Origin of the sequence: Methylococcus geothermalis (genome assembly GCF_012769535.1) — a bacterium.
Classification (GTDB): domain Bacteria; phylum Pseudomonadota; class Gammaproteobacteria; order Methylococcales; family Methylococcaceae; genus Methylococcus; species Methylococcus geothermalis.
Genome location: NZ_CP046565.1, coordinates 2,755,738 through 2,768,202 on the forward strand (window position 1 = coordinate 2,755,738; position 12,465 = coordinate 2,768,202).

13 protein-coding genes are annotated in these 12,465 nt (G+C 64.3%); 3 read left to right on the forward strand and 10 right to left on the reverse strand.

Annotated features, from left to right (window positions below; all coding sequences use genetic code 11):
• Nucleotides 1-2 precede the first annotated feature (2 nt).
• On the forward strand, nucleotides 3-860 hold the full coding sequence (gene prmC, locus GNH96_RS12800; RefSeq protein WP_228719857.1) for a peptide chain release factor N(5)-glutamine methyltransferase: 858 nt from the start codon (nucleotides 3-5) through the stop codon (nucleotides 858-860).
• A 10-nt stretch (nucleotides 861-870) separates the two neighbouring features.
• On the opposite strand, the gene GNH96_RS12805 is transcribed toward prmC, so the two are convergent.
• From GNH96_RS12805 to cutA, 9 genes are all read right to left on the reverse strand, one after another.
• Nucleotides 871-2,070: a class I SAM-dependent rRNA methyltransferase gene (locus tag GNH96_RS12805; protein ID WP_169604027.1), complete on the reverse strand. Its 1,200-nt coding sequence runs from the start codon at nucleotides 2,068-2,070 to the stop codon at nucleotides 871-873.
• Between the two features lie 84 nt (nucleotides 2,071-2,154).
• Nucleotides 2,155-2,844 (reverse strand): DUF3426 domain-containing protein, encoded by a 690-nt coding sequence (locus GNH96_RS12810; protein ID WP_169604028.1) that lies wholly within the window; start codon nucleotides 2,842-2,844, stop codon nucleotides 2,155-2,157.
• A gap of 1 nt (nucleotide 2,845) precedes the next feature.
• Nucleotides 2,846-3,727, reverse strand: a complete 882-nt coding sequence (gene prmA / locus GNH96_RS12815; protein ID WP_169604029.1) for a 50S ribosomal protein L11 methyltransferase — start codon at nucleotides 3,725-3,727, stop codon at nucleotides 2,846-2,848.
• A gap of 4 nt (nucleotides 3,728-3,731) precedes the next feature.
• Complete coding sequence (gene accC, locus GNH96_RS12820) at nucleotides 3,732-5,078, reverse strand: acetyl-CoA carboxylase biotin carboxylase subunit (RefSeq protein ID WP_169604030.1); 1,347 nt, start codon at nucleotides 5,076-5,078, stop codon at nucleotides 3,732-3,734.
• A gap of 42 nt (nucleotides 5,079-5,120) precedes the next feature.
• A complete protein-coding gene (gene accB, locus GNH96_RS12825; RefSeq protein ID WP_169604031.1) occupies nucleotides 5,121-5,576 on the reverse strand; it encodes an acetyl-CoA carboxylase biotin carboxyl carrier protein in 456 nt (151 codons plus the stop codon).
• The gene (gene aroQ / locus GNH96_RS12830; protein WP_169604032.1) at nucleotides 5,577-6,023 is read right to left on the reverse strand and encodes a type II 3-dehydroquinate dehydratase; all 447 of its coding nucleotides are present in this window, start codon (nucleotides 6,021-6,023) and stop codon (nucleotides 5,577-5,579) included.
• Between the two features lie 110 nt (nucleotides 6,024-6,133).
• Complete coding sequence (locus GNH96_RS12835) at nucleotides 6,134-6,655, reverse strand: TlpA disulfide reductase family protein (RefSeq protein WP_228719858.1); 522 nt, start codon at nucleotides 6,653-6,655, stop codon at nucleotides 6,134-6,136.
• Nucleotides 6,642-8,879 (reverse strand): protein-disulfide reductase DsbD, encoded by a 2,238-nt coding sequence (gene dsbD / locus GNH96_RS12840; protein ID WP_228719859.1) that lies wholly within the window; start codon nucleotides 8,877-8,879, stop codon nucleotides 6,642-6,644. Before dsbD ends, GNH96_RS12835 begins: the two co-directional genes overlap by 14 nt.
• Nucleotides 8,861-9,187 carry a divalent-cation tolerance protein CutA gene (gene cutA, locus GNH96_RS12845; protein ID WP_169604034.1) on the reverse strand — a complete coding sequence of 109 codons (327 nt, stop codon included), beginning with the start codon at nucleotides 9,185-9,187 and terminating at the stop codon, nucleotides 8,861-8,863. Before cutA ends, dsbD begins: the two co-directional genes overlap by 19 nt.
• 41 nt (nucleotides 9,188-9,228) lie before the next feature.
• Between cutA and GNH96_RS12850 the strand changes: the two genes are divergently transcribed.
• A complete protein-coding gene (locus tag GNH96_RS12850; protein WP_169604035.1) occupies nucleotides 9,229-9,651 on the forward strand; it encodes an FxsA family protein in 423 nt (140 codons plus the stop codon).
• Nucleotides 9,652-9,689: 38 nt separating this feature from the next.
• On the opposite strand, the gene GNH96_RS12855 is transcribed toward GNH96_RS12850, so the two are convergent.
• A complete protein-coding gene (locus tag GNH96_RS12855; protein ID WP_169604036.1) occupies nucleotides 9,690-9,956 on the reverse strand; it encodes a YgaP family membrane protein in 267 nt (88 codons plus the stop codon).
• A 165-nt stretch (nucleotides 9,957-10,121) separates the two neighbouring features.
• Between GNH96_RS12855 and uvrD the strand changes: the two genes are divergently transcribed.
• Nucleotides 10,122-12,284: a DNA helicase II gene (uvrD, locus tag GNH96_RS12860; protein ID WP_169604717.1), complete on the forward strand. Its 2,163-nt coding sequence runs from the start codon at nucleotides 10,122-10,124 to the stop codon at nucleotides 12,282-12,284.
• Nucleotides 12,285-12,465 lie beyond the last annotated feature (181 nt).

Genomic DNA, 12,465 nt, shown 5'->3' on the forward strand with positions numbered 1-12,465 from the left:
CTGTGGCGACACTCTCCATCGAAGCGGCCCTGGCCTATGCCATCGGGCTGCTGGGCGCTGTCAGCGACACGGCCCGGCTCGATGCCGAGGTGCTGCTGGCGCACTCGATCGGGAAAAACCGTGCCTTTCTGCGCGCCTGGCCCGAGCGCCTGCTCCGGCCGGAGGACCAACGATGCTTTCTGGACCACGTCGCCCAGCGCGCTCGCGGTGTCCCGGTCGCCTATCTGACGGGGGAGCGGGAGTTCTGGTCCAGATCCTTCCATGTCTCCCCCGAAGTGCTGATTCCGCGGCCGGAGACAGAGCTGCTGGTGGAACTGGCCATCGAGGCGATTCGCCGCGAAGACCGGCCCCGCATCCTCGATCTGGGCACCGGCAGCGGCGCCATCGCCGTGACTTTGGCGCTGGAATGTCCAGAGGCGGAAGTCTGGGCCGTGGACGTCAGTGAACCCGCTCTTGCGGTCGCCCGCCGCAACGCCGCCCAACTCGGCGCCAAGGCGATCCGATTCCTGCAGGGATGCTGGCTCGCGCCTTTGCCGGCCAATGTCCGCTTCGACCTGATCGTCAGCAACCCGCCCTATATCGGCCCCGCCGACCCGCATCTGCTGAACGGCGATGTCCGGTACGAGCCGCGCCAGGCCTTGGTGTCCGCTGGCGACGGCCTGCAGGACATCACCCTGATCGCCGAAAGCGCCCGCCAGGCGCTGACATCCGGCGGCGGGCTGATGTTCGAGCACGGCTACGACCAGGCCGCCAGAGTCGCGGACATCCTCACCGACTTGGGCTACCGCGACATCCACCACTACCGGGACATGCAGGGCCACGAGCGCGTCACCGCGGCGAGGCGCGGCGCCCGGGATTGAAAGATGCCGCCTACAGCGGCATCGACAGATGGCAGAAGAAGGTCTTCAAGTATTCGGTCTCCGGAATGGCGGGATGGACCGGATGGTCCGGCCCCTGCCAGCCTTGGCCCAGGATCACCAGATGCCGGTCCAGATGCCGGCTGCTGGTGCGCAGGATGTCATGCAGCGTGGGGCGCGGGAGGTTGAAGGAACAGGAGGCCGAAACCAGAACTCCGCCGGGGTTCAGCACCTGCATGGCGGCCTGGTTGAGGCGGTGATAAGCCTCCACGCCCGCCTTGATGTCCTTCTTGCGCTTGATGAGGGCGGGTGGGTCCACCACGATCAGATCGTAGCGCTGGCGCTTGTGCCTGAGCTGCTTGAGAAACTCGAAAACATCCTGCCGGATGAAGGCCATCCGGTCCGCCACGCCATTAAGCCGGGCGTTCTCGGCGGCGAGCGCCAGGGCCGACTCGGAACTGTCCACGCAGTCCACCGATTCGGCCCCGCCCAAGGCCGCCTGCACGCCCCAGCCGCCGGTATAGGAGAACAGGTCGAGCACACGCTGGCATTTGGCCAACTGCGCCACGGTTGCCCGGTTCTGGCGATGGTCGAAGAACCAGCCGGTCTTCTGCCCTGCCACCGGATCGACCAGGAAGCGGGCACCGTTCTCCTCGATCCCGATCGGACCCTCGAGCGGTGCGCCCAGCACCCGCACGTAATTCTCGAGCTTCTCGAACTGGCGCAGGCTGGAGGTATTCTTCAGCACCATGGTGCGGGGCGAGAGCAATTTTTCGAGCACCTCCATCACCGGCTCCTGGAGCCGCTCTGCCCCGAGCGTGCTGGCCTGGAGCACCAGGACATCGCCCAGGCGGTCGATCACCAGACCGGGCAATCCGTCGCTTTCGCCATACAGCAAGCGGTAATAGGGCTTGTCGAAAAGCATTTCGCGCAGATGCAACGCCCGGCTCAGGCGCTTCAACAGGAAGGTCTGATCGATCCCGATACGGTGGTCGCGGCTCAAGAGCCGCGCGCAGATCAGCGATTCGGGGTTGACGTAGGCTAGCCCCAAGGGCTGCTGGCGGGAGTCCTCCACCACGACGTATTCGCCCGGCGCGAACCGCTTGAGCGGCGTCTTTTCGCCATCCACTTCATTGCTGAAGACCCACAGGTGCCCCGCCCGCAGACGGCGATCCTCGTTCTTCTTCAGCCGCAATACCGACAATTCAGACATACAGTCGACAACCCAAGCGCCACCGGTCCCTGGAGAATAAAAAGAGAAGGCGGTTCCCGACCGGGAAGCGCCTGGATACACGTGTCAGATCAATTCGAAGGTGAAACCGCTGATGTCCCGATCCGGCTTCGCCAAATCCAGACGGACTTCAAGAGACTTGCCGACCGGCATCATGGACAGGCCACTCCCCTTCGGGAGGTACTCTGCCGGCGAAAACACCCTCCCGGCGGCAGGCTTCCCCTGCCGGTCGACGACTCGCAGGACGATGGACGGGAACACCTGGGCCGCCGTGGACTGGTTGGCCATGACCAGCCGGAATTCATAGCCGCCGGTGGCGGGCACCGGCCGCAGGGTGCGCTCCACGATCTGGATCGACTCGACGTCGCTGTACGGTGGGACTTGGCAACCCACCGCATCGCACAACATCACCAGCCATGGCCGCATGGCCTCGTCCTGGGCAAAGCGCATGCTGCCGAAATACGCCACCTGGCCGAGCAGGACGATCGTCAAGACGATACTGCCGACGCTCCATACCAGCCGCAAAAACAAACCCGGACGGGCAGGCTCGTCGTAGCCCCGCCTCCCTCCCCCGAACCAGCGTCCCGACACGCCTTTCGGCGGCTGCGAGAACGAATCGGGGACGCTCTCCTCCAGTCCCGGCAGGGCATTGAAAACGCGGCCGCAATGATCGCAGAGCATGACACCGCGCCCTTCCCGGAGCTGGCGCACCGAGATGCCGTAAGCCGTACCGCAGGAAGGACAGCGGGTAAACACCTTAGGCCCGTCTTACCCCGGCGAGTCGGGCCCAGCCTTCGCCGAGCACGGCGGGCTCCATTTCAAAGCCTTTCCCCGCATAAACGGAGGCCACGGCATCCGCCTGCTCGGCCAGGATGCCGGAGAGCACGATCCGACCGCCGAGGCGTACCCGCAACCGCAATTCATCGGCCAGTTCCATCAACGGATTGGCGAGGATATTCGCCAATACGATGTCGCTCTCGAAAGAGGACAGCCGGTCCGGCGGGGAAGTCTCGATCTTGTCCTCGACGGCGTTCTTCCGCGCGTTGTCGACGGTAGCCACCAGCGCCTGCGGATCGATGTCGACGGCATGGACGGAGGAGGCGCCCAGCAGCGCCGCGCCGATGCCGAGGATGCCGGAACCGCAACCGTAGTCCACCACGGTCGCACCGTCCAAATCCGCCGCATCCAGCCATGCCAGGCACAAAGCGGTGGTGGGATGTGTGCCGGTGCCGAAAGCCAGACCGGGATCCAGCAGCATCACCACCGCGCCGGGTTCCTCGACCGTGAATCCGGTCGGACACACCCACAGCCGGCGGCCGAAACGCATGGGGCGGAAATGTTCGAGCCAGGCACGTTCCCAAACCTGGTCCGCCAGCGTCTCCTCGCTCCAGTCCCGCAGCCGCCCTTCGCCGAAACGCTGGCCGAGCGCCGAGCGGACCGCGGCCAGATCGCCGCCCTCCTCGAACAATCCGACCACCCGTGTTTGCGCCCACACCGGCGTCGTTCCGAGCGGAGGCTCGAACAGCGGCTGATCGCCGGCATCCAGGAAACTGACGGACAAAGCACCGGCGTCCATCAGCGCGTCCGATATTTCCTCGGCCTGATCCTCGTCGACGGTCACCATCAACTGATGCCACATAGGTTTAGTGCTTGAGCCCCAGCTTCTGCTCCAGATAATGAATGTTCTGTCCTCCCGCCTCGAAGGCGCAGTCGTTGACGATGTCGAGCAGCAGCGGGATGTTGCACTTGATCCCGCCGATCACCATCTCGTTCAGGGCCGTACGCATCCGGGCAATCGCCCCGCTACGGGTTTCCCCGTGCGCGATCAGTTTGCCGATCATGGAGTCGTAATAAGGCGGCACACGGTAGCCGTTGTAGATATGGGTCTCGACGCGGATGCCCGGGCCGCCCGGCATGTGGAACTGTTCGATCAATCCCGGCGACGGCGTGAATTTGACAGGGTCCTCGGCGTTGATACGGCATTCGATGGCATGCCCGCGCATTTCCACCTCGGCCTGGCGGATCGACAACGGCTCGCCGGCGGCGATCCGCAACTGCTCCTTCACGATGTCGAAGCCGGTGACCATTTCGGTCACGGGATGTTCCACCTGGACCCGGGTGTTCATTTCGATGAAATAGAACCGGCCATCCTGGTACAGGAACTCGAAGGTGCCGGCGCCGAGATAGCCGATCTCCTTGCAAGCCTGCACGCAGCGCATGCCCATCTCGTCCCGCTGCGCCTGGGTGATGCCGGGCGCCGGCGCCTCTTCCACGACCTTCTGGTGGCGGCGCTGGGTGGAGCAGTCTCGCTCACCCAGATGGACCACATTGCCGTGAGAATCCGCGATCACCTGAAACTCGATGTGGCGGGGGTTTTCCAGGAACTTCTCCATGTAGACCATGTCGTTTCCGAACGCGGCGCCGGCCTCGCTCCGGGTCAGTTCGATGGAGGCGGCGAGATTGGCCTCGCTGTGCACGACCCGCATCCCGCGCCCGCCGCCGCCGCCCGAGGCCTTGATGATGATCGGAAAACCGATGCGCCTGGCGATCGCCAGATTCTCCTCCTCATCGTCGCCGAGTGGACCGTCCGAGCCCGGCAGGGTGGGAATCCCGGCCTTTTTCATCGCTTCGATGGCCGAGACCTTGTCGCCCATGAGACGGATGGTTTCCGGCTTCGGGCCGATGAAGATGAATCCGCTCTGGATCACCTTTTCGGCGAAATCGGCGTTTTCCGACAAAAAGCCGTAGCCGGGGTGGATTGCTAGAGAATCGGTGACCTCGGCGGCGCTGATGATGGCGGGAACGTTCAGATAGCTGTCGCGCGACGCAGCCGGGCCGATGCAGACCGACTCGTCGGCCAGACGCACGTGTTTCAGATCGCGGTCCGCTTCGGAATGCACGGCGACGGCCTTGATGCCCAGTTCGCGGCAGGCCCGGAGGATGCGCAGGGCGATTTCGCCGCGATTGGCGATGACGACTTTACCTAGCATGGTGAGCACCTTGGGAGACTGTTGAGCCAGAGCGGGCCGGGGCTATTCGATCACGAACAGCGGCTGGTTGTACTCCACGGGCTGGCCGTTCTCCACCAGAATCCTGGTCACTATGCCGGCCTTGTCGGCTTCGATCTGATTGAGGATTTTCATCGCCTCGATGATGCACAGCGTGTCGCCGACTTCGACCCGCTGGCCGACTTCCACGAACGCCTTGGAACCCGGCGACGGCGCCCGATAGAAGGTGCCCACCATGGGCGAGCGCACCTCGTGGCCGGTGAATTCCCTGGGCGCTTCGGCCGCGGTGGCCGCCGGCTGCCCGGCGATCACCTGGGGAGCTGCCGCAGGCATCACCGGTGCCGTCACGGCGACAGGAGTCGTGACGCTGGAAGCATAGCGGCTGATGCGGACGGATTCCTCCCCTTCGCGAATCTCGATTTCCGCGATACCCGATTCCTCGATGATTTCGATCAGTTTTTTTATTTTTCTAATATCCATCTATAACGACCTTTGTGTCATTTGCAGGGCGGCTTGCAGCGCCAGTTCGTAGCCCAGGGGACCCAATCCGCAGATGACCCCTTGGGCGATATCGGAAAGATAGGAATGGCGACGGAACGACTCGCGCGCATGCACGTTGGAAATATGTACTTCGATGAAAGGAATGGCGGTGGCCAGCAGCGCATCGCGCAAGGCGACGCTGGTATGGGTGAATGCCCCCGGGTTGATGATGACCATGTCGACCGCGTCGCGAAACGCCTGGTGAATGCGTTCGATCAGAGCATGCTCGGCATTGCTCTGGAAAAAATCGATCGGTATGCCCGCCGCTCCGGCCCGCGCGCCGAGGCGCGATTCGATATCGGAAAGCGTATCGCTGCCATAGATACCGGGCTCACGCACCCCCAGCAGATTGAGGTTAGGCCCATTCAGCACCAAGATACCCGCCATTGCGCGCGCCCGTTCATGAATCGATCAAATCGCCTAAATAGGCGGCGGTATTCTGCCGAAATGGGGCTATTTTGTCCACAAATGCGGACAAGACGCTCAAATGAGGGCTCTCATCGGGAGGGTGCGAGCCGAGGCTCGATATCAGCCAGGAGCCGGGGCCGCGTCTGGGGACCCAGATGAGTCGCGAGCACCCTGCCGCTGGCATCGAACACCACGCTGAAAGGCAACCCTCCCCCGGCATTGCCGAGGCGCGCCGCCAACGCGTCGCCGCCATGCTCGCCGACCAGGATGGGATAGCCGACCGGAAACTTCCGCAGAAACGCTGCGACCCCTTCCCGGCTCTCCAGCGCGATGCCTACGATCCTGAGCCCGCGCGGCCTGAACTCCGCATACAGTCGGTCCAGCACCGGCATTTCCTCCCGGCACGGCTCGCACCAACTGGCCCAGAAATTCAGCATGAGCACTTCGGAGCGTTCATCCGACAGGCGCACGGGTTTCCCCGAGAGGTCCGGGAACACGGCTTCCGGCCCCTGCCATTCGACCGAACCGGCGGACAGCCAGCGTTGCGCCGCCACTCCCCCCATGACGGCCAGCACGGCGACTGCGATCAGGACGATCCTATCGGACACCATCGAACACCCGGTCGAGGTGGTGGAGGAACTTTTCGGGCTCCGTGAACCCCACCAGCCGGAACGGTTTCCGTTCGCTCCGATCGGGGCCGAAAAACAGGGTCGCCGGCGGACCGACCAGGCCGAAGCGTTGCAGCAGCGCCTGATCGTTGTCGCCGTTTTCGGTGACATCGGCCTTGAGCAGCACGATGTCTTTCAGCTTCGCCTTGACCGCGGGATCACTGAAGGTGTAACGATCCATCTCCTTGCAGGACACACACCAGTCCGCGTAGAAATCCAGCATCGCCCAGCGTCCGGCGGCGGCGGCCTCGCCCAGGCGAGCCTCCAGTTCGTCGACGCTCGCAACCCTGGCGAAAGACACCGGACCGGCATCGGCGGCGGCGCCGGACGAGCCGACCACACCCCGCAAGGGCTGCAAGGGATCCCGGCTGTCGGCCGCCACCCCCAGCAGCATGAACACCCCATAGGCGGCCATGGCCACTCCCAGCCCTTTCCACAACTTGCGCCAACCGGAAGCGCCCGCCGGCAGCGCGTCGAGCGCCCCCATGTACACGGACGATACGACGAGCAGCAGTCCCCACAGGAGCATGGCCACGGACAGAGGCACGATCCGCTCCAGCATCGACACCGCGACCGCCAGCATGGCCACGCCGAACACCGATTTGACCGCATTCATCCACATGCCCGCCTTGGGCAGCAGCTTGCCGGCCGAGGTACCGATCGCCAGCAGCGGCAGTCCCATGCCCAGCCCCAGGGAGAACAGCGCGAGCCCGCCGAGCAGCGCATCGCCGCTCCGGCCGATGTAGATCAATGCCCCCGCGAGCGGCGCCGCCACGCAGGGCCCCACCAGCCCCGCCGACAGCAGCCCCATCACGGCCGCACCGGCCAAGCTGCCGGCATGCTGCTTGGAACTGAGTGCGGCAATCCGCGACTGCACGGCGGGGGGAAGCTGGAGCTGGTAGAAGCCGAACATGGACAGCGCCAGTACCACGAACAGGGCGCTGAAAGCTCCGATGGCCCAGGGATTCTGCAGCGCGGCCTGGAGGTTCGCACCGAACAGCGCGGCCAACACGCCGAAACACGTATAAGCCAGGGCATGGGCGAGCACATAGGCCAGCGACAGTGAAAACGCCCGGCGCGTGGTGATCGCATGACCGTGGCCGACGATGACGCCGGAAAGAATCGGGATCATCGGAAAAATGCAGGGCGTGAAGGCGAGCAGGATGCCGAAGCCCAGGAAGCTGAGCATGTTGAGCCAGAGCGAGCCACGCCAGAGCCTGTCGGCGATGCGGTCCTGTTCAGTGATGACGGTCGCCCCGGCGATCGCGGACACCCCCCCCTCAGCCGCCGCGGGCAGTTCAAGCTCGACCGTCTTCAGCATAGGCGGGTAGCAAACGCCTCTCTCGGCGCAACCCTGGAATCCGGCCTCCAGGGTGATGGCGTGCGAACCGCCGCCGGTCCGGAGCAAGGGGATGTCGACAGACACCTCGCCATGGAAGACCTCCACCGCCCCGAACGCTTCGTCGATCTTCGGCTCGCCGCGCGGGAAGGCATGGCCGCCCAGAGCCACGCCCTCGGAATCGCGCAAGGCGACGCGGAATTTTTCCCGGTAGAGATAATACCCGGGCGCGATCTGCCAGCTCAGCCGCACGGTATCCGGGCTCGGCGCATCGGCGAAGAAGCGGAATGCCTGGTCCGCCGGCAACAGATCACCCGCCGCCGGACCGGCTCCGATGCCCGGGAGCGCGCCGGCCAGGCGCGTGAGCGCACCCACGCCGCTCGTCGCAGCGGTTTTCACTTCGAGCGATCGCTGGTACGGCGGGAAGCAGACGCCGGCATCGGCGCAACCCTGCACGGTCACTTCCAGTCCCAGCGTCTCCGGCAGCGCGGTTTCCGCCACGAGCGGCAGCCGCACCTCGATGTGTCCCCGATAGATTTCGACTTCGCCGAAAAACTCATCCTGCTTCTTGTGGCCCTCCGGGAAGACCGGCTCGCCCAGACGGATACCGGCGGCGCGCGATGCGAACTTGAACTTGCTCCGGTAGAGATAATAGCCATCGGCGATGTCCCAGGACAGCACGGCCGTGCCGGAACCCTCGAGCCGCGTCGCCACCGGAAATGCCCGCTCCGGCGGCAAAAGGTCACGGCTGTCGATGGCGAAGGCCGGCATTCCGGCCAGGCATAAGACCAGCAGCAGATAAATCCGCATCACGAAGGTGTCACGCATGTTCCGATCCATTCGAGATATTCCGGCAGACCACTTTGTATGGGAATCGCGATGATTTCGGGAAGTTCATAAGGGTGGTGCTCTTTCAGCCAGGCTTGCAGTTCCGGCAGGCGGGATTCCAAGGTTTTGGCCAGGAGCAGGCATTCCGCCGATTTCTCGAGGGCGCCCTGCCACAGATAAACCGACCGGACCCCGGAAACGATGTTTACGCAGGCCGCCAGCCGTCCCTCGACCAGCCCCTCCGCCAGGATACCGGCGGATTCTTCGTCCGGACAACTACAAAGCACTAGACAGTAGACCGATGTCATGGCAGAAAGTGCGCCACTTCAATTGCAGAAACACTGCGTCGATGAATCCGTTGAAACTTGCCATCCTGGCGCTCCTGCTGTTGCCGATCGCCGAAATCTACGTCCTGATCCATGTCGGCGGCCTGCTCGGCTTCCTTCCCACCATTCTGCTGCTGGGCTGCGCGGCGCTGACCGGCACCTATCTGCTGCAAACCCAGGGACTGAAGACCTTCGGCCGCATCCAGCAGAGCCTGGATGCCGGACGCCTTCCCGCGCAGGACATGATCGAGGGCGGCCTGATCTTCGCCGCCGGCATCCTGCTGCTGATACCCGGCTTCATTTCCGACGGGATGAGCCTTTTCCTGCTGCTGCCGGCCTCGCGCCGCTGGCTGGCGGGCTACCTCGTCGATCACGCGCTCCAGGGTCTCCAGTCGCCCGATTCCGGCTCCCGCACGATCGAAGGCCAGTGCCGGCGAGAGGACTAGCCGGGGCGCCTCCTTGCGCCAGCAGAAACCGCCGTCCTTTAGTGGGATTCAGTATCGGAATGGGGGCAACCACCGCCGGCCGTCGGCTCATTCGGGTCTACGGTGCTCTTGGACAGACCGGAATACACTGGGCACCAGCGCATGAACGCAGTCGCCACGAGGACGATGCCGATCAGCAGCAGGACAATGTTTCCCATGAAGACAGAAAGCAGCAGCGCCGCGGCGCCGCCTATCATGCGGTACTGGCGATCTTTCAGGCCGACGTTGAGCTCACGCTTTAGCATTTTCTTATAATCAAAAGCCATGTCATAACCTCCTCTTAAACGTGCAGTTCGCGTAGCAAAAACCCTTCCCCCAAGGGGCTGGGCGAGGAAAACGGCCATGGCGCGGGCCGCCATCGCCGTCGAGTAGAGCCTCGCGATTGTGCAGGCTCCCCAGGTATTGCGCAAGACAGGTGTAAAATGCCCGTCATGGACATCACCGACATCATCGCCCCCCTCAACGAGGCCCAGCGCGAGGCCGTCACCGCCCCGGAGCGCTCCCTGCTGGTGCTGGCCGGTGCCGGCAGCGGCAAGACCCGCGTCCTGGTGCACCGCATCGCCTGGCTGTTCAAGGCCGAAGGCGTGTCACCGCATGCCGTCCTCGCCGTGACCTTCACCAACAAGGCGGCGAACGAGATGAAAGCGCGTATCGAGTCGCTGCTCGACCTGCCGACCCAGGGCCTTTGGGTCGGCACCTTCCACGGCCTGGCGCACCGCTTCCTACGCCGACATGCGGCCGAGGCCGGGCTGCCCGACGGTTTCCAGATTCTCGATTCCGATGACCAGTACCGGCTGATCCGCCGGCTGCTCAAGACCCTGGAACTGGACGAGGCGCGCTGGCCGCCGCGCCAGATCCAGTGGTACATCAACGCCCAGAAGGACGAAGGCCGCCGGGCCAGGAACCTGCCAGACTCCTACGACCCGTTCGAGAAGCAGATGCGGCGGATCTATCTGGCCTACGAGGCACTGTGCGAGCGCTCCGGCCTGGTCGATTTCGCCGAGTTGCTGCTGCGCACCCACGAATTCCTCCGCGACAACGCCGACGTCCTTGCGCACTACCAGGAACGCTTTCAGCACGTGCTGGTCGACGAATTCCAGGACACCAACAGCGTCCAGTACGCCTGGCTGCGGCTTTTGACTCAGGAACGGGACAACCTCAGCGTAGTGGGCGACGACGATCAGTCCATCTACGGCTGGCGCGGCGCCAAGATCGAGAACCTGCACCGCTTCCGCCAGGATTATCCGCGCCACCGGCTGGTCCGCCTGGAGCAGAACTACCGATCCACCGGCAACATTCTCAGCGCTGCAAACGCGCTGATCGCCAAGAACGAGAGCCGGCTGGGCAAGAATCTGTGGACGCAGGGCGGCGCGGGCGAGCCGATCTCGGTCTATGCCGCGTTCAACGAACAGGAAGAGGCCTATTTCGTGGTCGAGCGGATCCGCCGCTGGGTCGAGGAAGGCGGCCGGCGCAGCGACGCGGCCATCCTCTACCGCTCCAACGCCCAGTCGCGCCAATTCGAGGAAAAGCTGCTCGCTCTCGGCATACCCTACCGGGTTTACGGCGGCCAGCGCTTCTTCGAGCGCGCCGAGATCAAGGATGCCCTGGCCTACCTACGGATGATGGCGAACCGCCACGATGATCCCGGTTTCGAGCGGGTCATCAACACGCCGACCCGCGGCATCGGCGCCAAGACCCTCGATCTGATCCGCGATCTGGCGCGGTTCGAGCAGCTGTCGTTGTGGGCCGCCGCGGAGAAGCTGATCGGCAGCGGCACGCTGCCCGCCCGGGCAGCCGGCGCCCTGGCCGGATTCCTGGAGCTCGTCGACGCCATGGCGACGGCGGCACAGGGGCAGGCGCTGTGGGAACAGGTGCAGCTCGCGGTCAACGGCTCGGGATTGCTGGAGTATTACCGCAAGGAAAAAGGCGAACAGGCGGAAGCCAGGGTAGAGAACCTGGAGGAACTGATCGGCGCCGCCCGCCAGTTCGAGCTGGAACCGCTGATCGATCCCGAACTGGGCGGCCTCGACCAGTTCCTCGCCCATGCGGCGCTGGAAGCCGGCGAGAACCAGGGCGAAAGCTTCGAGGACTGTGTCCAGCTCATGACCCTGCATGCCGCCAAAGGCTTGGAATTCGATCTGGTGTTTCTGGTCGGGCTGGAAGAAGGCTTGTTTCCCAGCCTGCAATCGCTGGAAGACCCGACCCGGCTGGAAGAAGAACGCCGGCTCTGCTACGTCGGCATCACCCGGGCGCGGCGCAAGCTCTATATCACCCATGCGGAGTGCCGGCGGCTCTACGGCAAGGAGACCTACCCGCGGCCTTCCCGCTTCCTGCGCGAACTGCCGCCGGATTGTCTGGAAGACATCAGGATGAAGGGAGGCGTCAGCCGGCCCGTCGCATCACCATCGACTCAGCCGGCTGCCAGCGCTCCCGGAGGGCTAAGACTGGGCCAGCGGGTTCGCCACGGCAAATTCGGCGAGGGCGTGATTCTGCAGCAGGAGGGCGACGGGGCCCAGGCTCGGGTCCACGTCAATTTCGCGGATGCGGGCGCCAAATGGCTGATGCTGGCTTATGCCAACCTGGAACCGATCTGACGACCCCCAAAAAAAGCTGGCGGCAAGCGGCGCATCCTTGCGCAGATCTCCGTTCAAAAACACTCGACCGCCAGACAAAGTGAGGTTATGCGCCATATGTGATGCAACCCGGATGCCAAGCCCTGCAGCCCTGGAATTTCCTAGGTTTCCCGATCGGCGGCCGATCGCTCTTCCCGCCTGG